This window comes from Psychrobacillus sp. BM2 (assembly GCF_048572895.1).
GTDB lineage: Bacteria > Bacillota > Bacilli > Bacillales_A > Planococcaceae > Psychrobacillus.
Genome location: NZ_CP183878.1, coordinates 3,763,454 through 3,788,108 on the forward strand (window position 1 = coordinate 3,763,454; position 24,655 = coordinate 3,788,108).

29 protein-coding genes, 1 pseudogene, 1 riboswitch and 1 other annotated feature are annotated in these 24,655 nt (G+C 36.9%); of the genes and pseudogenes, 9 read left to right on the forward strand and 21 right to left on the reverse strand.

The window, feature by feature from the left end; genetic code table 11:
* Position 1: 1 nt before the first annotated feature.
* The 5 genes from ACN6MX_RS18455 to ACN6MX_RS18475 all read right to left on the reverse strand — a co-directional run bounded on the left by ACN6MX_RS18455 (position 2) and on the right by ACN6MX_RS18475 (position 3,374).
* Positions 2–817: an RNA polymerase sigma factor gene (locus tag ACN6MX_RS18455; protein WP_419960267.1), complete on the reverse strand. Its 816-nt coding sequence runs from the start codon at positions 815–817 to the stop codon at positions 2–4.
* 92 nt (positions 818–909) lie between these two features.
* Positions 910–1,467 (reverse strand): isochorismatase family protein, encoded by a 558-nt coding sequence (locus tag ACN6MX_RS18460; RefSeq protein WP_419960268.1) that lies wholly within the window; start codon positions 1,465–1,467, stop codon positions 910–912.
* Between the two features lie 117 nt (positions 1,468–1,584).
* On the reverse strand, positions 1,585–2,370 hold the full coding sequence (locus ACN6MX_RS18465; protein ID WP_419960269.1) for a GNAT family N-acetyltransferase: 786 nt from the start codon (positions 2,368–2,370) through the stop codon (positions 1,585–1,587).
* Positions 2,367–2,687, reverse strand: coding sequence for a hypothetical protein (locus ACN6MX_RS18470; RefSeq protein ID WP_419960270.1), 321 nt, complete (start codon positions 2,685–2,687; stop codon positions 2,367–2,369). The genes ACN6MX_RS18465 and ACN6MX_RS18470 overlap by 4 nt, the downstream gene beginning before the upstream one ends.
* Before the next feature lie 180 nt (positions 2,688–2,867).
* Positions 2,868–3,374, reverse strand: a complete 507-nt coding sequence (locus ACN6MX_RS18475) for a GNAT family N-acetyltransferase (RefSeq protein ID WP_419960271.1) — start codon at positions 3,372–3,374, stop codon at positions 2,868–2,870.
* 267 nt (positions 3,375–3,641) lie between these two features.
* On the opposite strand from ACN6MX_RS18475, the gene ACN6MX_RS18480 reads away from it, so the two are divergent.
* Positions 3,642–3,932: a YiaA/YiaB family inner membrane protein gene (locus ACN6MX_RS18480; RefSeq protein ID WP_419960272.1), complete on the forward strand. Its 291-nt coding sequence runs from the start codon at positions 3,642–3,644 to the stop codon at positions 3,930–3,932.
* A gap of 38 nt (positions 3,933–3,970) precedes the next feature.
* Here ACN6MX_RS18480 and ACN6MX_RS18485 read toward each other — a convergent pair whose 3' ends face one another.
* Positions 3,971–4,519: a histidine phosphatase family protein gene (locus ACN6MX_RS18485; protein ID WP_419960273.1), complete on the reverse strand. Its 549-nt coding sequence runs from the start codon at positions 4,517–4,519 to the stop codon at positions 3,971–3,973.
* Between the two features lie 217 nt (positions 4,520–4,736).
* Here ACN6MX_RS18485 and ACN6MX_RS18490 point away from each other — a divergent pair, with 217 nt between their 5' ends.
* The 3 genes from ACN6MX_RS18490 to ACN6MX_RS18500 all read left to right on the forward strand — a co-directional run bounded on the left by ACN6MX_RS18490 (position 4,737) and on the right by ACN6MX_RS18500 (position 6,708).
* The gene (locus tag ACN6MX_RS18490) at positions 4,737–5,282 is read left to right on the forward strand and encodes a GNAT family N-acetyltransferase (protein WP_419960274.1); all 546 of its coding nucleotides are present in this window, start codon (positions 4,737–4,739) and stop codon (positions 5,280–5,282) included.
* A 116-nt stretch (positions 5,283–5,398) separates the two neighbouring features.
* Entirely contained in the window at positions 5,399–5,782 is a 384-nt protein-coding gene (locus ACN6MX_RS18495) for a potassium channel family protein (protein WP_419960275.1), read from the forward strand.
* Positions 5,783–5,928: 146 nt separating this feature from the next.
* Positions 5,929–6,708, forward strand: a complete 780-nt coding sequence (locus ACN6MX_RS18500) for an ABC transporter substrate-binding protein (RefSeq protein WP_419960276.1) — start codon at positions 5,929–5,931, stop codon at positions 6,706–6,708.
* Positions 6,709–6,779: 71 nt separating this feature from the next.
* On the opposite strand, the gene ACN6MX_RS18505 is transcribed toward ACN6MX_RS18500, so the two are convergent.
* A complete protein-coding gene (locus tag ACN6MX_RS18505; RefSeq protein ID WP_419960277.1) occupies positions 6,780–7,055 on the reverse strand; it encodes a DUF3817 domain-containing protein in 276 nt (91 codons plus the stop codon).
* 25 nt (positions 7,056–7,080) lie between these two features.
* Complete coding sequence (locus ACN6MX_RS18510; protein ID WP_419960278.1) at positions 7,081–7,422, reverse strand: zinc ribbon domain-containing protein YjdM; 342 nt, start codon at positions 7,420–7,422, stop codon at positions 7,081–7,083.
* Positions 7,423–7,574: 152 nt separating this feature from the next.
* Between ACN6MX_RS18510 and ACN6MX_RS18515 the strand changes: the two genes are divergently transcribed.
* Positions 7,575–7,724, forward strand: a complete 150-nt coding sequence (locus tag ACN6MX_RS18515; RefSeq protein ID WP_175454042.1) for a hypothetical protein — start codon at positions 7,575–7,577, stop codon at positions 7,722–7,724.
* Between the two features lie 138 nt (positions 7,725–7,862).
* Here ACN6MX_RS18515 and ACN6MX_RS18520 read toward each other — a convergent pair whose 3' ends face one another.
* The 3 genes from ACN6MX_RS18520 to ACN6MX_RS18530 all read right to left on the reverse strand — a co-directional run bounded on the left by ACN6MX_RS18520 (position 7,863) and on the right by ACN6MX_RS18530 (position 11,614).
* Positions 7,863–9,470 (reverse strand): thiamine pyrophosphate-binding protein, encoded by a 1,608-nt coding sequence (locus tag ACN6MX_RS18520; RefSeq protein ID WP_419960279.1) that lies wholly within the window; start codon positions 9,468–9,470, stop codon positions 7,863–7,865.
* A 233-nt stretch (positions 9,471–9,703) separates the two neighbouring features.
* Complete coding sequence (locus ACN6MX_RS18525; RefSeq protein WP_419960280.1) at positions 9,704–10,336, reverse strand: FMN-dependent NADH-azoreductase; 633 nt, start codon at positions 10,334–10,336, stop codon at positions 9,704–9,706.
* A gap of 123 nt (positions 10,337–10,459) precedes the next feature.
* Positions 10,460–11,614, reverse strand: coding sequence for an MFS transporter (locus tag ACN6MX_RS18530; RefSeq protein ID WP_419960281.1), 1,155 nt, complete (start codon positions 11,612–11,614; stop codon positions 10,460–10,462).
* A gap of 95 nt (positions 11,615–11,709) precedes the next feature.
* Here ACN6MX_RS18530 and yeiL point away from each other — a divergent pair, with 95 nt between their 5' ends.
* Positions 11,710–12,375, forward strand: coding sequence for a transcriptional regulator YeiL (yeiL, locus tag ACN6MX_RS18535; protein ID WP_419960282.1), 666 nt, complete (start codon positions 11,710–11,712; stop codon positions 12,373–12,375).
* Positions 12,376–12,677: 302 nt separating this feature from the next.
* Here the strand turns inward: yeiL and ACN6MX_RS18540 are convergent, their stop codons facing one another.
* Positions 12,678–13,733: an LLM class flavin-dependent oxidoreductase gene (locus ACN6MX_RS18540; RefSeq protein WP_419960283.1), complete on the reverse strand. Its 1,056-nt coding sequence runs from the start codon at positions 13,731–13,733 to the stop codon at positions 12,678–12,680.
* Positions 13,734–13,884: 151 nt separating this feature from the next.
* Here ACN6MX_RS18540 and ACN6MX_RS18545 point away from each other — a divergent pair, with 151 nt between their 5' ends.
* Complete coding sequence (locus ACN6MX_RS18545) at positions 13,885–14,232, forward strand: winged helix-turn-helix transcriptional regulator (protein ID WP_419962662.1); 348 nt, start codon at positions 13,885–13,887, stop codon at positions 14,230–14,232.
* A gap of 141 nt (positions 14,233–14,373) precedes the next feature.
* On the opposite strand, the gene ACN6MX_RS18550 is transcribed toward ACN6MX_RS18545, so the two are convergent.
* Genes ACN6MX_RS18550 through ACN6MX_RS18560 form a run of 3 tightly spaced genes read right to left on the reverse strand, consistent with a single transcriptional unit; the run spans position 14,374 to position 15,516 of the window.
* Positions 14,374–14,817, reverse strand: coding sequence for a GNAT family N-acetyltransferase (locus ACN6MX_RS18550; RefSeq protein ID WP_419960284.1), 444 nt, complete (start codon positions 14,815–14,817; stop codon positions 14,374–14,376).
* A gap of 26 nt (positions 14,818–14,843) precedes the next feature.
* Entirely contained in the window at positions 14,844–15,038 is a 195-nt protein-coding gene (locus ACN6MX_RS18555) for a hypothetical protein (protein WP_419960285.1), read from the reverse strand.
* Between the two features lie 22 nt (positions 15,039–15,060).
* A complete protein-coding gene (locus ACN6MX_RS18560) occupies positions 15,061–15,516 on the reverse strand; it encodes a GNAT family N-acetyltransferase (protein ID WP_419960286.1) in 456 nt (151 codons plus the stop codon).
* A gap of 130 nt (positions 15,517–15,646) precedes the next feature.
* Here ACN6MX_RS18560 and ACN6MX_RS18565 point away from each other — a divergent pair, with 130 nt between their 5' ends.
* Positions 15,647–16,831: an MFS transporter gene (locus ACN6MX_RS18565; RefSeq protein WP_419960287.1), complete on the forward strand. Its 1,185-nt coding sequence runs from the start codon at positions 15,647–15,649 to the stop codon at positions 16,829–16,831.
* A gap of 78 nt (positions 16,832–16,909) precedes the next feature.
* Here the strand turns inward: ACN6MX_RS18565 and ACN6MX_RS18570 are convergent, their stop codons facing one another.
* Both ACN6MX_RS18570 and ACN6MX_RS18575 read right to left on the reverse strand, forming a co-directional pair.
* Entirely contained in the window at positions 16,910–18,238 is a 1,329-nt protein-coding gene (locus tag ACN6MX_RS18570; RefSeq protein WP_419960288.1) for a TrkH family potassium uptake protein, read from the reverse strand.
* A gap of 149 nt (positions 18,239–18,387) precedes the next feature.
* Positions 18,388–18,530: riboswitch (cyclic di-AMP (ydaO/yuaA leader) on the reverse strand.
* Between the two features lie 211 nt (positions 18,531–18,741).
* Positions 18,742–19,095 (reverse strand): annotated as a pseudogene (locus tag ACN6MX_RS18575) (LysE/ArgO family amino acid transporter); the annotation flags it as partial.
* 167 nt (positions 19,096–19,262) lie between these two features.
* Positions 19,263–19,487: a binding site (T-box leader), on the forward strand.
* Between the two features lie 79 nt (positions 19,488–19,566).
* On the opposite strand from ACN6MX_RS18575, the gene ACN6MX_RS18580 reads away from it, so the two are divergent.
* Positions 19,567–20,928, forward strand: coding sequence for a sodium-dependent transporter (locus tag ACN6MX_RS18580; protein ID WP_419960289.1), 1,362 nt, complete (start codon positions 19,567–19,569; stop codon positions 20,926–20,928).
* A gap of 62 nt (positions 20,929–20,990) precedes the next feature.
* On the opposite strand, the gene ACN6MX_RS18585 is transcribed toward ACN6MX_RS18580, so the two are convergent.
* The 4 genes from ACN6MX_RS18585 to ACN6MX_RS18600 all read right to left on the reverse strand — a co-directional run bounded on the left by ACN6MX_RS18585 (position 20,991) and on the right by ACN6MX_RS18600 (position 24,621).
* The gene (locus ACN6MX_RS18585; RefSeq protein ID WP_419960290.1) at positions 20,991–21,548 is read right to left on the reverse strand and encodes a DUF1541 domain-containing protein; all 558 of its coding nucleotides are present in this window, start codon (positions 21,546–21,548) and stop codon (positions 20,991–20,993) included.
* 27 nt (positions 21,549–21,575) lie between these two features.
* On the reverse strand, positions 21,576–24,005 hold the full coding sequence (locus tag ACN6MX_RS18590) for a heavy metal translocating P-type ATPase (RefSeq protein WP_419960291.1): 2,430 nt from the start codon (positions 24,003–24,005) through the stop codon (positions 21,576–21,578).
* A gap of 76 nt (positions 24,006–24,081) precedes the next feature.
* Positions 24,082–24,291, reverse strand: a complete 210-nt coding sequence (copZ, locus tag ACN6MX_RS18595) for a copper chaperone CopZ (RefSeq protein WP_419960292.1) — start codon at positions 24,289–24,291, stop codon at positions 24,082–24,084.
* Between the two features lie 15 nt (positions 24,292–24,306).
* Positions 24,307–24,621 carry a metal-sensitive transcriptional regulator gene (locus ACN6MX_RS18600; protein ID WP_419962663.1) on the reverse strand — a complete coding sequence of 105 codons (315 nt, stop codon included), beginning with the start codon at positions 24,619–24,621 and terminating at the stop codon, positions 24,307–24,309.
* Between the last annotated feature and the right edge of the window lie 34 nt (positions 24,622–24,655).

Sequence of the window (24,655 nt, forward strand, 5' to 3'; positions counted from 1 at the left end):
TCTATGCTATAGCTAAAAGCTCCTCTTCTTTCCAAAAAGTAAACTGAGATAATAACCTAGCTACTTCTGGTTGATAGAACGGAACAATTAGCACTTCGCCATTTTTCTGGAGGAATGAGATTAGCACATAAGAAGAATTGCCCTGTACGTAAGACTGAACGATAGAGTGACTTTGGGAAACAGGACCTCTATTTCCGCTCCGCATATACGGTTGCTGCTGATCATTCTGGTAAACACGAATAACAGCATTCGGATCGCCACTGCTCCATGCCTGTAAATAAGACATAGTTGTTTCGTCTTCAACAACATCTTGAAAGGATTCATTGTATCTTTGTCTAGCATTTTTCCTTGCCCTATTTAGTGCAGCTTTAATAGAACCTTCACTAACCGAAAGTAAGCTCGCGGTCTCTTTCGTTGAGTAGCCAAAACCCATGACAAGTAATACCACTATCCTTTGCTTTGCAGACAGTTCATGTAGTAATGCATAGATTTGTGGAAATAGCTCTACTGAATGCCCCTCTTGATAGTTATAATTGGACATGTCTTGATGCAGATTTTCATCTATTTTTCGTTTACGATGTTTGTCGATCCAAGCATTGGAGGCTATTCGAAACAAATAGGACTTTGTCATTTGCTTAGGCATTTTCATCCAGCTAATATATGCTTTTTCTATCGTCTCCTGCATTAAGTCTTCTCCATCCCATTTAGTACGCGTTAGGGATAAACAATACTTCCTTAAACTGTGCATAAAAGGCTTAATAGCCAGCTCAAATTCCTCATTCGATTCATTCGGAGTTTTTTCAACAAGCGGCCGCATGTTTACCCCTCCTTTAAATTTGTCTTTCACTTATATAAACGGAAAAATAGACTGAAAAGGTACGCTCACCAAAAGTATTTTTAAGTTAACACCTATCGATGTGTATCATGTTCTGGCTGAAACAAATCCTCGGTAGCATTTCTTACCATTGAAAAGTTATCTACATTATAATGTCCATGTAGTATTTTATTGTGGTGATTAATAATTTGCTCTGCCGTAAGAACTGATGAACCTGTTGTTGAATGTCCATCTCCAACTAACGTTACATCCAATTGTGATACGGTTGCAGTGCGTACTGCTGTATCAATGCAATGCTCAGTTTTACAGCCCATTATTACTATATGTTGAACCTCCTGCTCCTCTAAAAATTCTTTTAACCCTGTTCCATAAAATGAATTCGTTGCAGCTTTATCGAATGTCTTTGAGTCTGGTGGTATAGTAATATCCCTGTGGACCTGGAACCCTTCACCTTTTCCTTCTGCCACATCTGTATCTCTTACAAAAACGATTAAAGCATCTGACTCGGCTGCTTTTGTGATTACTAAATTAATATTTTCAATTAGCTGCTCTTTTTGAAAAACACTAACTTCCTGGCCATTTCCTTCTATTAATTCCTGTTGTGCATCAATGATTAATAATGCTTGTTTCATAACAACACCCCTTTTTATTTGTTTTGAATTATCTTCAAAATACTGGACTAATGAATTATACCTTCCTTGTTCATGCCAGTTTTTATACAAGAACTTCCTTCTATAAAACATCTCACCTTAAAATTTACTCCATATCGCTTTTGTATAGGCCAGTTTAAGTCCTGCTCGTTCCATATTTCGATGACTTCCACTTCCATATGTAGCCTCACTAGTTATGTACCTTGCTCCTTTTTCAATTGCGACTTCAATCCGCTTTTGAAGCAATCCGGACTGTACTCCCGTATTCCGATAACCGGGTAAAGTTGCAGCTGCCGCTAATGTTGCGAGCTCTCCTTGCACATGTAGAACCGCAATTCCTACTGGAACCTCCTGCTTGTATGCAACGTAAAATTCCCAGCCTGGAATTTCAAATAGAACTTCATTGTTTTGCTTGATGCCATCTTGAATAAAAGTGGGAAGTTCGAATGCGGCAACATATATCGAAGCAAATAAATCAAATTCATCTTTCTTTAGAGAACGGATTTCTAACGTGGGTGGTATGCTCTTCTTTAGGGCTTTAACTTCTCCTATAAAAGATGCATGAAAGCCAGATTGATAAAACCCCATTTCAGCTAGTTTTCTAAATAACAGTTCTGAACTGCTCGGAGGAGTAATCTCAATACGAAAATTAATCGAAAGGTTCTCATAGAAACGAAAGATTTCTTCTATATGTGAGAGATCCGTTTCATTCAATCCTCGAACCGTATTAAAGGCTGGACCCGGAATATGTTTAACAGCAAAAGCATGGGTTACGCCCTTTACTAATTGGTGGACCCCCATTGGATTCCCCTGGATTGATTGTATTGCATTTAATCTAGAGGTTAATGTTTGTATTTCTGCCTGCTCTAGTATATTTAAGTTCATTCTAATCCCCCATGACGTTTAACAAAGTTTAATGCCCTTTGTGTTGAATCGATAAGTGATTCATCTCCTTTTTGCACCCTTAGATCCATTGCTTTTTGGAAACACCCATCTGCCTCACTTAACTCTTCTAGCTCTAATAGACATTTCCCTTTATGCTGATAAGCAAAATCTAAGAGCCGTGAATTTTGCTGCTTAGCGCATTGATCTATCACATCATTAAACTTACTCAGTGCCTGTTGGTGTTGACCTGCATATTTCAAAGCTTCTCCTAGGCGAATAAGATTACTTATCTGTTTATTTCCTTCACTTAATGCCATATAGAAATATTAACTCCTCCGATTGAGATCGATTGGTGCCTTCGAAAATCGCTCTATCAAAATCCCTTATTACCATTTGTAATGCAACCTCATTGGAGCATTTTTCCCGCAGAAAATCATTTTCGTCAAAATAAATGAATGACTGTAGCGACAAGAGCTCTTTTTTTAAAGCGTCTATTTTCAAGGTATCTCCCATTCCATTGAAGAGTAATTATGTTCTAATTTTTTTACAAATCGAAAACCACATTTTTTATAACAGTTTATAGCCTTTTTGTTAGAACTTTTCACATCCAGCACCACTTTTTTAACACCTATTCTGGAATTCATATAGTCTAACAAACTACTAATCATCTGAGTCCCAATTCCTTTTCCCCATAAACTGGGTTCACCTATAAATTGGTCAATCCCATAGACAGACTCTTCCACAGGATAGCCGTATATTTCCAACTGCTCTTTAGGCGTTTTATAATATTGTATATAGCCTATAGGTTCATCTTTATATTCCACTATGCAAGGCATCACATAATGCTCATTGTTGATTCTCGGACCATATTTAGCAATCACTTCTTCTAATGTAAGTCTTGGACCGTAATATTCTACAACCAAATCATCATTCAGCCATTTTGCCATATAAGAATAGTCACTTTCGCTCATAGCTCTAATAGTCAAATTACTTTTACGAATCATATTCTTTCCACCTTTATTTGTCACAAAATTCCGGAATGGATATAAAAATCCTTCATTAACGACTGCCCATTATCAACTTTACTGTAATTAGTGGAATCGCTATTACTACATGAAACAATCAAAGAAAACAATACCCCTTTTTAGATATAGACATTTACATACCCTCTACAATTATATTATTTTTAGAATATTTCACATATTCATTCATTTCTGATAGAATAATATACATACAATAGTAGTTAAAACCTATCTAAAGGGGAGTATGACATGAATCAAAAAAAGTATCGCAGAAGAAATACAATGGCATTTACGGTACTCGCTTACTTTACGTTATTTGCCGGTGTGTTCATGTTCTGCATTGGGCTATATAATGCAGATAACTTACAGCTAAATGAAAAAGGATATTATATTGCAGTTATGATATTAGTCGCAGTTGGAGCCATTCTTACCCAGAAAGTTACACGAGACAATGCAGAAGATAACGACATTATTGCTGAACAAGAACAAGAACGACAAATGAGCGGTAACCGAATTCCACCCAGCACGAAAGAGTTATAATAAGTCTTAAATCCTGTCATTATATACACAGGATTTTTTTATTTTTCCATTCTGTTTATACTTATCATGCCATTATCCTGCTCTAGAACAAAAATATCCGGGTTTTTCATCTGTTGCCACCCAGCAAATCCAAATGACGGATCATAGTGATTAATGAGCAACGACAATATGTTTCCATGAGAAACGATAGCAACCTGCTGCATTTGCTCACTTTCGAAAACTTCATCCAACTCTTTTCGTATACGTGTTAATGCGTGATTACTAGACTCCCCACCTGAAAATATTAAATCTCTCTCTGTAAATGTTCTTTCCAGTTGTTCTAACCAATCCTCCATAGGATCAGCACTTAGTACTCGTTCTTGTAAATTTTCATCTATCATAATAGGGATTCCTATACTTTCCGAAAAAGGTTTAATTGTTTGCACTGCTCTTTTATATGGACTCGAAATAATATGATCGATGTGACATTTCTCTAAAATAGGAACCAGCTCTAAAGCGTTTTCTTTTCCTTGGTTAGTTAACCCCGCCCGTGGTTCTTGTCCTGTTGTCTTACAATGCCTGATTAGATAAATTTTCTTTATAGCCATCCTCTCACCTCTCTACTTTAAATTCGCTATTTTTACTTTTATTCCTGTTAAATATATGAATTTTCGGAACTATTATATATACTTAATGTTAATAACTAAAGAGGAGTGATTAAGATGAAAAACATTCTACAGGTGATTGAGAAGTAAAGGATAATTCTCCTTCTCTTTTCAATCCAATAAACCTATATAAAACTACGGACTGAAAAGAGGAATAATTTTGTATCAAGACAATGAATTAGTTATCAGACCTATTAAGGGTGAAGATTTAACAAGATTATGGGAATTAATGTGCAAGGACGAAAAGCCAGAGTGGAAAAAATGGGATGCCCCCTATTATGAATATAAATCAGTACCATATGACAAGTTTATGGAGAAGGCTTATTCATATATTGATCGTGACGATTTCTGGGGAATCGAAGTAGATGGAGTGTTAAGAGGAATCGTTTCTTATTACTGGGAGCATGAACCTTCAAAATGGTTGGAAATGGGCATAGGTTTCCACGAAGTAGGTAGTTGGGGAAAGGGATTAGGTACTCGCGCTTTAAGCCTTTGGATGAATCACTTATTCGCTACACTACCACTTGTTCGAGTTGGCTATACAACTTGGTCAGGTAACCATCGTATGATTCGAGTTGGGGAAAAACTAGGAATGATGATGGAAGCACGTATTCGAAAAGTACGTCTCTATAACGGGAATTACTATGATTCGATTCGGATGGGGATATTGCGAGAAGAATGGGACAACTTTAGACACAACAGATAATCCAAATTGTGTCTTGCAGGACAATGTAATTCGGAATCTACACACTTATTCTAAGTAGAGTGGGACAATTATTGATATACTACTTAAATAACAATCTAATATGTAGGTGAAACCATATGTTGTCCTTTGTGTTAACAGTAAAAAGATTTCTAGAAGCTTTAGTTAAGGCTTTTAAAAATCCTATGTTCTTGTCTCTTTTTACTACGTTATTTCTTATTATTCTTTCTGGTACCCTCTTCTACACGAAAAAAGAAGGATGGGGTGTCCTAGATGCTATATACTTCTGTGTTGTAAGTCTTATCCCAACTGGCGTTAATACAAACTTATCTCCGGTCACCAATTTAGGTAAAATATTCACAATGCTTTATCTGGTTGTAGGTACAGGAGTGATGTTTATAACACTACTTACTTTAGGGAAAACAATGATCAACACAAAAGCTTTAGAAGAAAGAAAAACAGAGAGTCAAAAGAAACTAAATGAGTATAAGAAGAAAAAATAATTATATGAGCTTGAAAACCAAGGACGTCCGATAGAACTCCTTGGTTTTTTTGCTTTTTATTGAATTTATTTTATGGAAACACAAAGGAAAACCCTTTACTTTCAACGAACCTATTATATAGAGGAATTATTAAAGGAGGAACACCGATGACATACGAAGTAACAGATCACCTTGATAGAAAGGTAGTTCTCCCTAAATCGCCTAAACGTATTATTTCCATATGCCCTGCTATTACTGAAACACTTTTCTCTTTAGGCTTAGAAAAGGAAGTAGTCGGTCGAACAAAATATTGTATATTTCCACAACATACTATTGAAACTGTGCCGATTGTTGGAGGAACAAAAGAAGTAAATCTATCCAAGGTAAGAGATCTTCAACCTGATCTTATCTTCGCTGAAAAAGAGGAAAATACTGAAGAGATGGTAAATGAACTCGAAAAAATAGCGCCAGTGTTTGTGCTGGAGGTTAAATCCATACAGGATGCATATAGACTTATTACTACTTTAGGTGAGGTTACAGCAACTCCAGAGACCGCAAACCTTCTTTTAGCTTCCTGCCAAAAATCTTTTCAATCTATAGAAGGTAGAGTGAACAGAAAAGCCGCATATATTATCTGGAGAAAACCTTATATGGTTGTAGGTGGGTCTACTTATATAAATGATGTACTACATGTAATGGGCTACCAAAATCCTTTTACTAATGAAGAATCGAGATATCCTGAAGTAACTAGAGAACAGCTAGCGAATGCTAAACTTGATAAACTTTTTCTTGCTTCTGAACCATTTCCATTTAAAGAAAAACATCTAGGTGAATTCCAAGCATTCCTTCCAAATACGGAAATAATATTAGTTGATGGTGAAATGTTTTGGTATGGCTCCAGAATGCTAGTAGCCGGGGAGTATTTAGCAGAATTAGCGAGTAACTAAAAATCCTCCTTCACAAGTAAATGATTGTGAAGGAGGTTATGTTAATTTGGAAAACGCATTTCCATCTTTTTTTATTGCCAGTCATAGGCAAAGTTACCGAAAGGAATAAATGCTACCACTAGAGCTAATATAGACCAAATAATATTCCATCTTAATCGAATTTGTGCATATAAAATAACAAGCACATATGTTAAAAAGATAAAACCATGTACAGAGCCAGCTATCGCAACTGCGATTGGTATATCCATCCAATACTTAAGTGGCATTGCAATAAACAGAAGGACAACCAGCGATATCCCGTCTAAAATACCTGCAATTCTTAATTGTCCAAATGTGTTTTTAATCATTAATATTTTACCCACAATTCTTTATTCATATCTTTTTCACGAATTCCGATTTTAGCTTCATCGCACCGAAGCCATCAATTTTGCAGTCAATATTATGATCTCCTTCTACTAAACGTATACTTTTCACCTTTGTACCCTGTTTTAGCGTAGAAGAACTTCCCTTTACCTTTAAGTCTTTAATGACTGTCACTGCATCCCCGTCATTTAAGACATTTCCATTCGAGTCTTTTACAATTTGTTGTTCCTCATTACTCTCACTTACTGTCTGCTGTGACCATTCATGTGCACATTCTGGGCAAACAAATATACTTCCGTCTTCATATGTATATTCTGAATTACATTTTGGACAATTTGGTAAAGCTTCCATATTCTTTCCCTCCAATCACTATTAGTCTCCATTCTAATGTATTGCCACCCCCGGTTCAACCACTTGACCACTCTATTTGTGTTTGGATGTTTACCACATTATTCCTACGGGTAACAAACCTATAAGACTATAAATAGTAGGAGTGAACTAAAATGGAGGAAGAAAAACGAGTAGAAGTACATCGTGAGGAAAGAACGGATTCCGGAATGGTTGGCGCCACTTTCATCAAATATGCTGCATATTTAATAATATTTTTTGGCGTTCTATGGTTCTTAATCTCATACGTATTCCCTATGTTTTAATTCGAAATGTGGAAGTGCCTATGCAAGCCTCGATAAGCACTGAAAGCCAGAAGTGACTCGAGGAGCTAGCTAGGCTTCAGAACTAGACAATAGGAAAAGCGATATCTCCATTCAGATTCCAATGGAGATATCGCTTTTTTATTCTGTTTCTGGAAAGAAAGCTTGAGCGGTTGGTATATTCACTAAACTTGGTCCCGCTGTTGCAATTGCATTTTGAATAGTAGATTCTAACTCGCCCTCTTCTTTGACTCCAAAGGCTGTCCAACCACATGCCTCTGCTACTTTTACAAAGTCAGGATTCGTAAGTTTAGTGCCTATTTCCTTTAAACCTGCCGCTCGAATTTTATCACTTTCCATCTGCAAGGATCCATTATTAAATACAATAACGGTAATATCTGAATTGTATCGAGTAGCAGTCAAAAGATCTGCAAGCGTCATCTCGAGACCACCATCCCCTACAATAGCAACTACCTGTTTCTTCGGTTTTTCCATTTTCGCTGCGATTGCTGCTGGTAGCCCAAAGCCCATTGAACGCCAATAACCTGAAAAAAGTATACTTTGCTTACTTTGACGGAAATTACGATTCATCCAGACGGTTACATCTCCAGTGTCAACCGTTAGTATGGCGTCTTCTTTAACTGATCGCTCTATGGCCCGAACAATACGTGAAGGATGTAACGGGTAATCGTTATTTTTCCCCTCCTGTTCGTTTTCATTGGCCCATTTTGTTTTTATTTGTTCAATACGATTAAGCCATTCGGTATTCGGCTCATATCCATTGATAAACTCCGGAAGAAGTGGAACAACTTGCTCTGTTTTACCTTTAATAGCAAGTTCTACAGGGATACCACTTGTAGCACTCTCTATATGTGTATCAATCTGAATGATTCTTGCTTTCTCAGGAACATAACCTTCTGGCCACCAGGATACACCGGCTAGAAGTACAACATCAGCCTCTTTAAAAACTTCCGCTGCATGAGGATTTCCTCCTTCACCAATTCCCTGGAGAAGACATGGAGTTGCTTCCTCAAAAAGCCCTTTTCCGCCGAAGCTCGTAATAATACCTGCTCCCCATATCTTAGATAAGCTTTCGATTGCTTCAGTGGCTTTCTGGGCTCCTGCACCAGCTAAGATAATTGGAGATTTTGCCGTTTTCATCAGAGATGCTACTTCAGTCAAATCATCACTTCGGAACGTTTCTGCTCCCTCGATAACTTTAGGAAGCGGTCTAGCCTCCACTTGCGTTTCTTTTTCAAATAAATCCTTTGGGATAGATAGATGAGTAACCGCTCGCTGTTGCAATGAAATTTGAGTAGCTTTTTGTAGTAATTCTACAATTGCATCTTCACTTGCTAAATTGGCCGAGTAAGTAGCAAATGGTTTGAAAAGCTCTTGCTGATCTACATATTGCTGGAAGTCAGTTCCAATTTTATTCAACGGAGCTTGACCTGTAAGTGCTAGTACTGGTGCCTTGTCTGCGTATGCATCCCCTAGCCCGTTTAATAGATTGGTTGCTCCCGGTCCCATCGTAGACGTACAAACAGCAAGTTTTCCAGTAAGCTTCGCCTCTGCAGAAGCCATAAAGGCTGCCACTGATTCATGTTTCACTGCAATAAATTCAATGTTATCTTGCTTAGCTAGTGCATCCAATAGTCCAATGATTGTATCTCCCGTGACACCATAAATACGCTTAACTCCATAGTAAGACAACTGATCCAATATCACTTCAGCTACCGTTTTTCCCATTTACTAACCTCTCCTTTATATGTCCATATATATAAAAGATGCCCTTAATCCAAGTGATATAAACTTTTTTAAAGTATAAGGAATTAGTAACTATGGATATTATCCATTTTCTTTCTTCGATAGTTTTTTGTTTAATTATTTAGTAGACCCTTGAAAAAATCTCATAAGTATTTAAATAGAAAAAACGTTCATAAAGTCTCGTGAAAGACTCCATGAACGCCTATTAATAATTTTTAAACTAATTGTTTAGAAAGTTTTGCAGCAGCTGCTTTTACTTTTTCTAAGCCTTCTGCAACAATTGCTTCTGTTTGATCAGGAGCTGCAGCATGACCTTCAATTACAACTTCATCAACGATTTGCATACCGAAAACGCCACCTAATACATTTTTCATGTAGTTAACTGCCATTTCCATTGGTGCTGCTTCTGGTGAAGAATAAATACCACCACGAGCATTTAGAATCACTGCTTTTTTATCAGTCAATAATTGTACTGCTTGACCATTTTCGTCATATTTGAAAGAGAAGCCAGCTTGGTAAATATAGTCGATAAACACTTGTAACGGTGCTGGAATTGTTAAGTTCCATAATGGGAATGCAAATACTACTACATCAGCAGCAGTTATAGCATCCATTGCTTTTTGTTTAGCCGCTATTAAACGAGCTTCTAAATCTGTTAACTCTAATCCCTCTGATAATTTACCAAATGCATTAAAAAGATCTTGTCCGATAAAAGGCATGTCTTCTGCAAACACATCATAAGTTGTTACGTTTGCGCCTTCTAAGTTTTCCATAAATGTATCGTACATTCTGCTAGAAATACCTTCTGCAGAAGGGCGGTTGTTTGCTTTAACTACTAAAATATTCATGAATAATTCCTCCAATGTTTATAATAACATCTGTAATCCTAACAGACTTTTTAGTAGACTTGCAATTACTTTGAATTCGAAATGTATAATATTATTATATTAGTTCACGATTTCTTCACAAATTTAGTAGTTTAACCTAGTACGCGTGGCTAGAATAATAATTATTGCCGGAACAGTACATAAGACCATCCCTAAAAAAGATAAACCTGGTTGAATTTCATATAGATATCCCCCCATAAATGTTAGAATAGCTGTGCTTAAACTTAAAGCTAGACCCGAATAAATACCCTGAGCGTTGGCAATTTGTTGTTTCGGTAAGGAGGAGTTCAAATAACGGATAAAAGCAATATGCGCCATCCCGAAAGACAGGGCATGCAATGCTTGGGAAACAATAAATATACCCACATTCGGAAATACATAGATTAACACCCAGCGAAGTGTGGACCCACCCCCAGCTAATAAGAGTAACGAGGAAGGTCTCCATTTAGACAAAAAGCTATCTGCCTTCAAAAAATATAAAACCTCAAATAGTACGGCAATATTAATAATCATTCCGATATAAAATGGATTCACATGCAATTCTTGTAAATAAATATATCCATAATTGTAATAAGCAGCATGAGCACCCTGTAGTAAAAATACGACAATCAATACTACTGGAAAAGTTTTTACCTTCCATAATTGCTTCATCGACAGCTTTTGCTTCCTATCTTCTGTAGTTGGTTTGGTAAGCAAAGGTGCTGGAGTTGGCATGAATTGCTTGAACATCAAAAATATTAATCCTGCAATCATACTCCAAAGAATCACTTTCTCTCCCCAAAATCCTGTTAACATACTTATAATAAGAACCGCAATGACAAATCCAATCGATCCATAAGAACGACTTTTACCGTAATGTACCTTTCCATGTTGTACAAGTGCAGATGCCCCGCTTTCAATGGCTGGCATCAATGTCGGATACACTAAATTAAATAATAAAGTGATTAGTAGCAACGCCATGCTAGTTGTTGCTGGTATATAGAAAACAGCTGCAAGTAAGGCCAATATAGTAAAGGTAATAATTACTTTTTTGTTACTCATATATTTAGACATTAAAGGAAATACAAACATTGTTGCTGCCGCACGCGCAACTAAACCAAATGCCATAATCATACTTGCATCAGCTACAGTTAAATTCTTTGCTTGCACTAACCAGCCAGTCCAGTATGGTAAAAAGATTCCCCATGTAAAAAAGAAGACAAAAAAGCTCTGTGAAAGCCAGCGTTGATTGTTTACCATCTTTTAATCCCTCCCATTACTAGATTGAATGATAGCATGAGTCAAATTATAATAATAGGAGATATCTCATATATTTGAGAGGAGGATGACCAAATATGAATACGCTAAATGAAGCAGAAAAAGCATATTACTTAAAAAACTACACAATTCAGTCATTTTTTTCTTTTGACATTTCTCCCTTTGTACAGGTTTTTCAATTTGACAAGGGGGATTTTATCATTCAAGAGGGGGCAGAACCTGAATATCTCTTTTATATGGTGGAAGGAAAGGCAAAACTCTATGTAACTCACAAAAACGGAAAGGTTTCGTTGATAAACTTTTTAACTTCTCCTATATTTATGGGAGAAATCGAACTTTTGAATGAAGAAAAATATTCAAAAAGCATTCAAACTAGCTCAAAATCCATTTGCATTGGAATCGCAATAGAAAAATGCAAAGAAAAATTATTAGCAGATGCTCACTTTCTAAGGTATTTATGTGTATTTTTGAGCAATAAATCAACTGTACATTCTACCAAATATACAAAGCATCAAGCGTATCCATTAGAAAACAAACTAGCTGAATTTATACTTTTGTCCTCACACCAAAATATGTATAAGGAAAAACATACGGAAATTAGCGAATACTTTGGCGTATCCTACCGGCATTTACTTCATACGTTTGCTCAATTATCTCAAGCAGGTATTATAGAAAAAATGAAAATGGGTTACATAATATTAGATAGAGAAAAGCTTCAGGCATTAGCGGACGAGATAAAATAAATGTATCTTCAATTGGATGGTTTTTCTTTGTTTCCACTGATTGAAATTGAATTCTGGCATAAAATACTGCGGTATGTGGTAGTTAGATCGGGTTCTGTTGTGAATAGCTAGGGTTTTGTGATGGTTGGATTGGGTTATGTGGCGATTATTAGTTTATGTGGTGGATGCTCGAGCTTTTGTGGTAGTTAAATGAGGTTATGTGGCGGTTAGTCGAACTTTTATTAAACTTAATTGCATACTAAAAAACACCTTGAAACGATTTACTAACTGTCTCAGGGTGCCTTTTTACTATTCAACAAATACTATTTAGCTGTGTATTTTTTAATAGCAGGTAGAATTTCATTGCCAATGAGGTCTATATTCTTCATCAGTTTTTCAAATGGTACGCCACCGAAATCCATTTGTCCGATATAACGTTGATGGCCAAATACTTCATGCTGATAAAGAATTTTTTCAATGATCTGCTGTGGACTTCCGATATTCATGACATTGTGCGGATCTGCTCCTAAAGCAAATGCATCTCTTGGATAACCACTGCCGTTCGATAATTTCATTCCTTCATTAATATAAGGATAGTATTCGTTTTGTGCCTGTTGCGTCGTTTCCGCCGCATAGAAGAACCCCGCTGTAGCAACTGGAAGCTCGGCTGGATTATATCCACTGCTTTTAGCAGCATCTCGATATGCATCAATAGAGCGTTTGAAAGATGAAGCAGGTCCTCCTAAAGTAGCTAAGAACATCGGCACACCAGCATGACCTGCCTTAATTGCACTTGCGGGATGTCCACCTACTGCACGCCAAATAGGCAACATCCCATCTTGTGGACGCGGTATAACGCTTGCATCTTTCAATGGTGCACGGAATTGCCCGCTCCAATTGACGATATTTTCTTGATTTATCTTCAGCAATAACTCGAACTTTTCTTCGTATAACTCCTCGTAATATCGAACATCGTATCCTAACAATTCAAAGAGACCTATTCTAGATGCACGTCCAGCAACAATTTCTGCACGCCCCTTAGACAGCAAATCTATTGTTGCAAAGTCTTCATAGACTCGTACTGGATCTGACGTACTTATAATCGATGAAGAACTCGCAATTTTAATCGTATTAGTTGCTTGTGCAATTGCAGCTAAAACAACTGTGTGAGCCTGTGTTGCAAAGTATTCCTGATGACTTTCTCCAACACTAAAGAAATCAATACCTGCCTGTTCTGCTAACTTGGCCATTTCTATAATTTCATGTAGGCGCTGCGCAGCAGAAATACGCTCTCCGGTATGTGGATTCGGCATATGATCCCCTAATGTATATAACCCAAATTCCAATCCTTTGCTTTGATCAATACGATATTTTTCCATTTACCTCACCCTTCTTTTTAAAAAGATTCTCCACTAAGTTATATTCTTATCATATAGTAGTATAGTATTGAAATTCACTTTACGTAAGTACGCACAAAAAAGTGGTATAGTATACAAAATGATACTATTAGGAGGACGCTGTACTATGGATATGGATATGCAACCAGAGCTTTGCAAAGTGGATGATGCTTTAGGTATCTTAGTAGGAAAATGGAAACCAATTATTTTATTGATCCTTTTGCAAGAAGGTACAAAAAGATTCAGTGATTTAAAACGTAGTGTACCCGGCATAACTCAAAAAATGCTAACAAAGCAGCTTCGAGAGTTAGAGGAAGAGGATATTATTACTCGTAATGTCTACGCTCAGGTCCCGCCGAAAGTGGAATATTCCATTAGTGAGTATGGAAAAAGCTTAGAACCCATTTTAGTAGCCATGCATGAATGGGGAACCGCACACACTCTTCATAAAACAAAAAAAGCACAACAACAAACAAGGTGATTTGCGATTTGCGATTTGGGAGCTTGAACTTGCGATTTGAGGACATGGTGTTGCGATTTGTTGCAGTGGACTTACGATTCACTGATTTTCCCTATAAAAATGGCTCCTAATTAGTAAGGAGCCGTTACTTCTGTAGAATTCCTATTCTATTTCTCTAGCTGGGATCACCATATCAATATGAGGAATATTGTCCTCCAAATATACCTCTGACACTGTTTCAAAACCAAAGGATTTATAGAAATCCTCCAAGTGAGCTTGAGCCTGAGCATAGATAGGCATTCCTGGATAAATAGTTTCGATATACTCCAGTCCCCTAGCTACAAGCTCTCTACCTAATCCGGATTTACGATGATTCCCGGCCACTAAGACCCTACCAATATGAATAATATCTTCTTTTGGAAACACACGCATGTATGCACATAATTCATTATTTTCCTCTTTAAAAATATGCGTGCTAATAAGATCCACGTCGTCTACTTCTGGATATGGGCAATTCTGCTCCACTACAAAAACTGCCACTCTTTCTTTATAAATACGTTGTAATTCCAAAGCACTTAACTCTTCAAACGCTATATAATTCCACATACATATCACTCCTTACATAAACCCTATTATATACCATCAAATAGACTACCGATAACTCTCCCTACTCCTCTAACTAACCAGAAAACTATACGGAAAGGAAGGAAAAGCAATTCCGGTATCCAAAAGAAAACTTCAAAAATAAAATCACCAAATGTGTATCGATCACTATATTTTCTACGGTTCCTCCTAATTTCCTTCTTCGTTTCCCACCGTTCACTCATTATTTACCACTTCTTTCTCCAATTATCTATGCCCATCTTTTCTTGCTTGTATATACCCATAATAAGTACTAGTTCCATGCTGGAATAAATCCTTTACCTCAAAACCGCATTTCTCATAAAAACTAAAATTATTAGCAGATGTATGAGCAAACCAGTCACCGTGAGGAAGCTTTTGCACACATAATTCCACAAGCTTTTGGCCAATACCTTTCCCTCGATATTCCGATTGCACTACTAAATCCATTATATTTGCTGCCATTATTTGATCGGAAATGACTCGGACCATTCCAATCATTTCTTCATCATCCCAAACGGTATATGCCCATGTTGAATTTTCAAATATAAGGGTGAATTTTTCTTTCTGCCAATCTGGTGTTTGCTTACTCCATCCGGCGTCTTTAAAGAGCGCCTCCACATATTCAGCAGGAATACCCTTTGTCCCTTCTCTAATAACAAGCCCTTCAAAATAATGATACATACGTAACTCCCCCTTTATAGCTTATCAGTATATATACTACATTCAGGTAGATATTCCCTTTTTTAATAAAAGCAGAAAGGAAAAAAGATAAAGGCTGTAGAAGATAGTAGAAGTTAAAGGATGTGACGGTATGAAGTTAAACAAAAGCTTTCGATCTATCTGGTTAAGTAGTGCCACCTCTGAACTTGGTGGTGCATTTTTTACCTTCTGCAACTCTATACTAATCTATAAATATACTGGTTCTGCAACTGCACTTGGCTTAGTGTGGTTAATCTATTACATACCATCTTTTTTTATGCAGCTATTTATAGGACCATATATTGATCGATGGAGTCGTAAGTATACGATGATTTGGTGCCAATTGGTCCGAGCTATTCTCGCGATGGTATTAGCGATTACTTTGTTCTCCGAATGGTTTTCCGTTTCACTCATTTATATGGTTCAGGTTCTTGTTGGATTGATAATGCCTATATTCACCCCTGCCAATCAATCCATTTTACCGACGATTGTCGAGAAAGAACATCTTGAAAAAGCAAATGCATCTCTTGAAAGTGTTCGTCAAGTGATGGCAGTAATGGGACCAATTAGCGCAGGAGTGTTAGTAGAATATATTGAGGTGAACTGGCTATTAATCATTATTTCTATTGCATTTTTATTAAGTACATATAATTTGGCACAAATAAATGAAAGGCATATAAAGCGTGAGGTACGAAAGCCTTGGATAGAGGAGTTTAAGGAAGGGCTAAATTCTTATTTCGAGCACCCTTTAATTGTTTGGTTAGGTGTTTTCTTCGGCTTTGTTCAATTCGGGGTTGGGGTAACGATTGTGACAACACTTCCTTATATTACAACGGTGTTAGAACAACCAACTGTAGCTTATGGATTCTTTATGGCAGGTTTCCCGGTTGGCTATACAATCGGGGCTTTACTTAGCTCTAAACTAAAGCGGTTGAATGGGATTGGTGTGTTATTTAGTGCCCTCTTTATAGGCGGGTGCACTTATTTATCGCTAGCGTTTACTCCATGGTATTCCTTAGCCTTAGTAACAGAGGCCATTGCGGGGATCGTTATTGCTGTTTTCAATATTTATAACATCACACTGATTCAAAAACGAATCCCAAATCAGCTCATGGGAAAGGTTACATCGGTGCGTCTATTGATCATGCGGCTTATGCTCCCACTTGGTATTTTATTTGCCACCATCAGTGTTCAATTTATCGCAATACGAAGCCTATATTTAATCATTGGAGCAATCATCTGCGTTACTTCTTTAACTGGCTATACATTCTTGAAAAATAGAGAAGAGATTAAATAATATATTTATGGAAAGAGCCCTCTTACTATTTCAAGAAAGGCTCTTTTTAGGTATTTTACAAATACACGATATTTGAAACTATCCTGTAAATACTTGATCATACGGGTAACGATAATGAACCTTTTTTGGTTTCATGAGTATAAAAAACAAAGTTAAAGGACCAATTCGTCCGATAAACATTACCATACATAAAAGTACTTCACCTATATCACTAATTTGTGCCGTGATTCCCATTGATAGCCCAACAGTCCCGAAAGCTGATACAACTTCAAAGGCCAAAGGTAAAAAAGGGATCTTTTCAGTAATAGTTAATAGAAATACAAAGAAAAAGACTATGAATAAACTAATCGTTGATATCGCTAGAGAACGTATTACCGTCTCAAGACGGATAGATCTTCCAAATAATTCTGGTTCACTACGCTTACGTAAAAAAGAAACTGTTGCTAAAACTAATACCATAAACGTAGTTAGCTTAATTCCAGATGCTGTCGATGCACTGCCTGCTCCGATAAACATTAAAACCATCGTACCAAGAATAGTAGGATCTTCCATATCACCATAATTTAATGTATTAAACCCTGCAGTACGAGGGGTCACACCTTGGAAGTAGGATACCATTAATTTATCTTGTAATGGCATAGAGCCAATTGTTGCTGGATTATTATATTCCAGTACGAAAACGAAGGCGATAGCTATAACATTGATAAGTATAGTTCCGACAACCATCATTTTTGTGTGAAGGGACCATTGCTTAAATGACTTTTTCTGTTGAATATCAACTACTACGGTAAATCCGATTCCACCAATTATAAATAATAACGATAATACGATATTCACAATAGGGTCATGTGCAAAGCCAATCAGATTATCAGGGAATAAAGCAAAACCAGCATTATTAAATGCAGAAATTACATGAAAGACACTTAAATATAGCCCTTCCTTAAATCCAAAAGTCGGTATCCAGTGAATAGCCAAAACGGTTGCTGCAAACAGTTGTACCGATAGAACAAATGTTAATATTAGCTTCACTAGCTTTATAATGCCGCCTACTGAGTTTTGATTGAATGACTCTTGTATATAAATACGGTTTTGTAGACCAATTCTCTTCTTTAAGAGAATAAGTATAGCTACTGCAAACGTCATTAAACCAATACCACCACATTGAATAAGAATCATTAGTACAACTTCCCCAAATATAGTCAATGTTGTACCAGGGTCAAATACACTAAGTCCTGTCACTGTTGTTGCCGAAGTAACCACGAATAATGCATCTACCCATGATACGTGAGTGGTAGTCGCAATAGGTAATTTTAACAAAATGGTCCCCACAAATATTAAAAACAAAAAACTCCCAGCAATAATAACAGGTGGTGAAATAGTTCTTCTTTTCTTTTTAATAGTTTGCATATGAACACTTCCTAGAACCAGATTTGAAAAACCTTATTTCTGAAAAAAAGCTGAAAACCAGATCTAGTTGCTCATTTCAATGGAACGACAAAAAACCCACAAGGCATAGGTAATAGCCTAGTGGGCATGGAATCATTCTCACTAGCTCCAATTCCTCTCTCACAACTTACGTGAGTTAGCTGTCGGATTAGGGCAAAAGAGTAGCCCTCCCTACAATCGTAGGATTCACCCCATGCGGCTTGGTAGCCACGAATGGTTCCCCCGTTCCAAATGGATTTAGCGATTTCGAAATATGAAACTGAAAGTAATAATACTCCGAAGTATCGATCTTGTAAACAAAAATTTTAAAAGTTCTAATAGATATATATAACCTAGATATATATAATGATCAGACAGATGAATTTTTTCAAATAAATGAACCATTTAGATTGACTTATTTTGTATGATTCCTATCCATACGGCAAAATATAACCTGATTTTTATATCTTTTTTTAAGCGCTCTGCAGGAAGGACACAGAAAGTGCAAAAACAATTTGTTTCTTCAAAGGTAACGCTTCTTTTCCTGATATGTTCATTGCTTTAGAAGACCAAATCACTTTTCCCATATATAAAAGAAATAGAATTCCTGCAACTAACAAAATAATGCTTAGCCACTCAAATTGCAAAACGATTAATGATAATCCTAAAATGGCGAGTATGATTAAAACTGTGTCACAAATTGCTGCGGTTACCACAGCAGGGAGTGCTCTAAGCAGACTTGGTTGAGTGACACCTTGTGTAAAGACAAATATATTTTGTACACCTAAAGGCAATATAAGCCCAAATGCCAAGAGAACACCATGAATGATTGGTTCCATCTTTAAAACTCCTTTCTTCTCTATCATACCTATTATATAAATATAGAAAAGGTCCAATTGGATGGCCAAATTTCCATCCAATGGGTGGGGTTTATATTTGCCTCTAAAGAAAAGGGTTGACCTATAGGTGTTATCATACTATAATTTCGTTTATTATTATTTATATTAATTGAGCGACGAAAAGAGCTTTATTAAGCCGGTCTCCCTGTTAGTAGAGAATCAGTGGTTGGTGAAAACTGATACAAAGACTAGGTGAATTTCATTCTTGGAGCTTTTTTTATACTACTATTTAAGCACGTAGTATAAAACGGATTAAACCGTTATTTTACCAAGTGGGAAACTAGATTTGTTTCCAATTAGGGTGGTACCGCGTGAATAGCCACGTCCCTATCGTAAAAGATAGAGACGTGGCTTTTTTGTCTTTTAACAATGGATTAGAAGGCGTAATAAAAATGGATTGGACTGGTAAGTTTGCAAACAAAAGAGCAATGGTCATCAAAGATTGGTTTTATATTATCTGCTGCAGGATCAGCTATTGGAGTAGGTGCAATATGGAAGCTCCCTTACGTTACAGGTATAAGCGGAGGAGGCGCGTTCTTTCTTCTTTTTATATTATTTTCTTTGTTTATGGGCTTTCCGTTATTATTAGCAGAGTTTGTTATTGGTAGAAGCACGCAAAAAGAAGCAATTAGTGCATATCGTAGTCTTGCTCCTAATACTAATTGGCATTGGATTGGGAAGTTAGGGGTATTCACTTGTTTTCTTTTATTGTCTTTTTATAGTGTAATTGGTGGCTGGATTGTCATATATATTACAAAAGGTCTGTTTGGAGGAATAATTACTGAAGGTGCAGATTATGGATCTGTGTTTAACATAACGATTGGAAACCCACTTTTGGTTATTATTGCTCAATTTGTATTCTTAGCTATTACAGTTCTAGTGGTAGCTAAGGGAATTCAAAATGGAATTGAAAAAGTAAATAAAGTTTTGATGCCCGCTTTATTTGGACTATTTATTGTTCTAATCATTCGCTCCCTAACACTTGATAACGCTATGGAGGGTGTGAAATTCTTTTTAGCACCCGACTTCTCGAATATCACATCTGAAAGCATCCTATTTGCAATGGGCCAAGCCTTTTTCTCTTTAAGTGTTGGTGTGTCAGTAATGGTTACTTATAGTTCGTATCTCTCTAAAAAAGAAAATTTAATACAACCTGCTATTTCCATTGTTTCAATGAATTTATTGATTGCTTTATTGGCAGGATTAGCAATCTTCCCAGCTGTATTTTCACTAGGCTTAGAACCAGCTGAAGGACCAGGTTTACTGTTTGTTGTATTGCCTGCTGTATTTGATCAAATTGTTTTTGGAGAAGTTTTCTTAATAGGTTTTTTAGCATTATTTTTATTTGCTACATTAACTTCCGCCTTTTCGATGTTAGAAATAATTGTGGCGGCTATTGTTAAGGGAAAAACAGAAAAGCGAACTAAGTATGCGTTTATAATCGGTGCTCTAATTTTTATAGTTGGAATTCCTTCCGCATTATCCTATAGTATTTTTGCTGATATTCTAATTTTCTCGAAAAGTTTATTTGATTCTGCCGATTATTTAGTGAGTAATATTTTAATGCCGTTAGGAGTACTTTTAATCTCTATTTTCATCTCACATAAGATAGAGAAAAGCACTTTACGAGAGGAACTATTACAGCATTCTCGTTTAGGGGCTACTGCTTTTAATATTTGGTTTTTTATAATGAAGTTCATCATTCCTTTAGTAATTGTTGTCGTGTTCCTTGACGCGACTGGCATACTTGATAAAATAATTGCAGTTTTTTAAAATATATAAAAGAGCTTATTCCCATGAAGGAATAAGCTCTTTTAGTTCTTAAGAATACTTCTTTATTTAACAGTTAGTTCACTTTCCGTTACCCATTTATGGTTTTTCACTAGTTCTCCGCCTGTAGTTGAAGTATAATCTACCTTATAAACCGTCGTAGGTTCTGCCGAATCAATTTTAGCAGTAGCACCTTTCATCCCAGACATGTGGTCAGCCTCAATGATAACTTTTGCTCCTGGTGCTAAGGTTTGATCCCCAGCATCTTTAATCTCTTCTTGAATGACCCATTTATGATTTTCCACTCTTTCGCCACCCCATGTAGGCGTATAGGAAATTACATAGGCAGTTGTATCATAAGCACCCACAATAGTAGCGTCTGCTCCCTTCATACCTTCCATGTGATCTGTTTCAAGAATAGCTTGGCTTCCAACTTCATAAGTAGGATTATCAGCTACTTTCAAGCCTTCCGGAACTTCGCTGGTACTAGAGTGATTCATACCAGAGTGATCCATTTCCATGTTATCATGTGTACTTGTTTCCTTTTCATCACTGGCACATGCCGACAACGTGAATGCTGTAGCTAATGTAACAATTCCTATTACTATTTTTTTCATCGTCATCCTCCTCAATCGAAACTTATTTCCCTCTCACTCACGTACATTCTTTTCCAGTTTTACTTTTTGAAGTCGTAAAGCATTCAATACAACTGATACTGAACTAAATGCCATAGCAGCTCCTGCTACCCAAGGTGCCAGTAAGCCTATAGCCGCAATCGGTATACCTAATGTGTTATATGCGAATGCCCAAAATAGATTTTGTTTAATATTTCTCATCGTCTTACGACTCATAATTATTGCATCTGCTATGCTATTTAAATCCCCTTGGATCAATGTAATATCTGCAGCTTCCATCGCTACATCAGTTCCGGTACCGATGGCCATTCCGATATCTGCGACTGCTAGAGCCGGAGCATCATTAATACCATCTCCAACCATCGCAACCTTTTTACCAGCTGCCTGAAGTTTTTTTACTTCTTCCGCTTTCCCTTCAGGAAGTACTTCAGCAATAACATGGTCGATTCCAACTTCTTTACCGATTGCAGTTGCTGTACGTTGGTTATCACCCGTCATCATAATTACTTCAATATTCATCTCATGTAAACGCTGGATGGCTTTCCTAGAATTTTCTTTGATAGTATCTGCAACCGCAATTAGCCCTGCATACCTGCCATCAATACTTGCTGACATCGCAGTTTTCCCGTTAGCCTCTAGCTCTTCCATTATTGTTAATATGCTCGAAATATCCACATTGTATTTATTCATTAACTTTCGAGTGCCTACAAGAATTTCTTTATGATCAACGATTGTTTTCACTCCATATCCAGGAATTGCTTCAAACTCCTGAACTGCATCGAGTAATATGCCTCTTTCCTGAATTCCTTTTACAATTGCTTCTGCAAGTGGATGTTCTGATTGTTTTTCAGCTGAACCTATTAACATTAGAAACTCTTCTTCATTTACACCATTTGCCACAATTACATCAGTTAGTTCTGGCTTACCGTTTGTAACAGTTCCTGTTTTATCTACAATAACAGTATCGATATGATGTGTGGTTTCTAGATGTTCTCCACCTTTAAACAGGATTCCAAACTCTGCTGCACGACCTGAACCAGCCATAATAGATGTAGGGGTAGCAAGTCCTAACGCACATGGGCATGCAATGACAAGAACAGCAATCAGAGCTTCCAGGGCAGGCGTGACTTCACCTGGATTCACCCATATTATCCATACTAAAAAAGTGAGAATCGCAATACCAATTACAATTGGCACGAACACACCAGAGATTTTATCTGCAAGCCTTTGAATAGGGGCTTTCGATCCTTGTGCATCCTCTACTACTTTAATAATCTGGGCAAGCGCAGTATCTCTTCCGATTTTTGTAGCTTTCATTTTAAGAAAACCATTTTTATTGATAGTTGAACCAAACAATACATCGCCTACAGTTTTATCTACTGGAATACTTTCACCAGTTAGCATTGATTCATCAACAGCTGTGTTACCTTCTAGTACTTCCCCATCAACTGGTATCTTTTCACCAGGCTTCACTAAAATCATTTCTCCGGTTACGACTTCTTCAAGAGGTATTTCCATTTCCACTTCATCTCTTAGCACTAAGGCTGTTTTAGCTTGTAGTCCCATAAGTTTTTTTATGGCTTCTGAGGAACGCCCTTTTGCTTTTGCTTCAAACAGTTTCCCTAAAATAATAAGAGTAATTAGCACAGCGCTTGTTTCAAAATATAGATTTGCTGTATGGTGTTCACCCGTAGTAATGATTGCTTGGTAAACACTATAAAAATAGGCAGCAGATGTGCCCATTACTACTAGGACATCCATATTAGCACTACCATTTCGCAATGCTTTATATGCACTTACATAAAACTGTTTCCCGATGATAAATTGGACTGGTGTTGCTAAAGCCATCTGCACCCATGGATTCATAAGGAAGTCGGGCATATATATAAACGACGTGAATGAAAAATGACCGACCATCGTCCACAATAAGGGGAGAGACAAAATCGCAGAGATGATAAATTTTCTCTTTTGGTTTTGAATGGCTTGTTCTCGGTAATCAACAGCCTGCTTTTCGTCCTCTTTATTGATGGCCCCATACCCTAATTTCTCTATTCGCCCTATAATATCTGGAACTGAAATCTGAGAAGGGTTATATTCTACCGTTGCATTTTCTAGTGCCAGATTAACGTTCGCCAAGGTTACTCCCTCTAGCTTGTTAAGACCTTTTTCAATTCGTGTAGAACATGCAGCACAAGTCATTCCCGTAATGACAAACTCTTTGTTCTCCTTAACAACACCATACCCTAAGTCTTGAATTTTCTGTTCAAAGTCTTTATTACTCAATTTTTCAGGATTGTATTTAATCAATGACTTCTCAAGTGCCAAGTTTACATTGGCTACTTCTACACCGTCCATTTTGTTTAGCCCTTTTTCGATTCTAGTCGCACAGGCAGCACAGGTCATTCCAGTGATTTGTAAACTAGTTTCTTTTGTTTCACTACTCATTGTAACCTCTCCTTTATACCACCTGGGGGTATAATTATTTGAAAGAAAGAGAGTGCTATTTAGCACTCTACTGTCCTTACACTATATCGTAGCCTTGATCATCAATTGTTTCTTTAATTACCTCTAGTGATACTTTATCCTCTTCAAATGAAATGTCTACTTTTCCTGAATCTAAGTGAACTTTCACTTCATTTACTCCATCTAACTTCCCTACACTGTTTTCAACAGAACTAACGCAGTGACCACATGACATTCCTTTTACATTTAATGATACTTGGTTAACCATCTAAAATTCCTCCTCTTATTTTTTCATTAATTTTTGTATCGTAACTAATAATTCATCCAGTACTTCATCGTCACCTTCTGCTAGTCTATCCACTACACAGCCTTTTAAATGTCCTTTTAAAAGTACTTTAGCTACACTGTTTAGAGCTGACTGGGTTGCAGAAAGCTGTGTGATGATATCATCACAATAGACGTCTTTGTCTACCATGCCTTTTATCCCTCGGATCTGACCTTCAATACGATTTAACCGATTCGTTAAATCTTTTTTTACATGTTCAGGATGATGACTTTTTCTGCAGGTTGTTTCAGGAGTGATTGTATTCTCTTCCATTACATTGTCCAACTAACCAACCTCCTATTCTTGT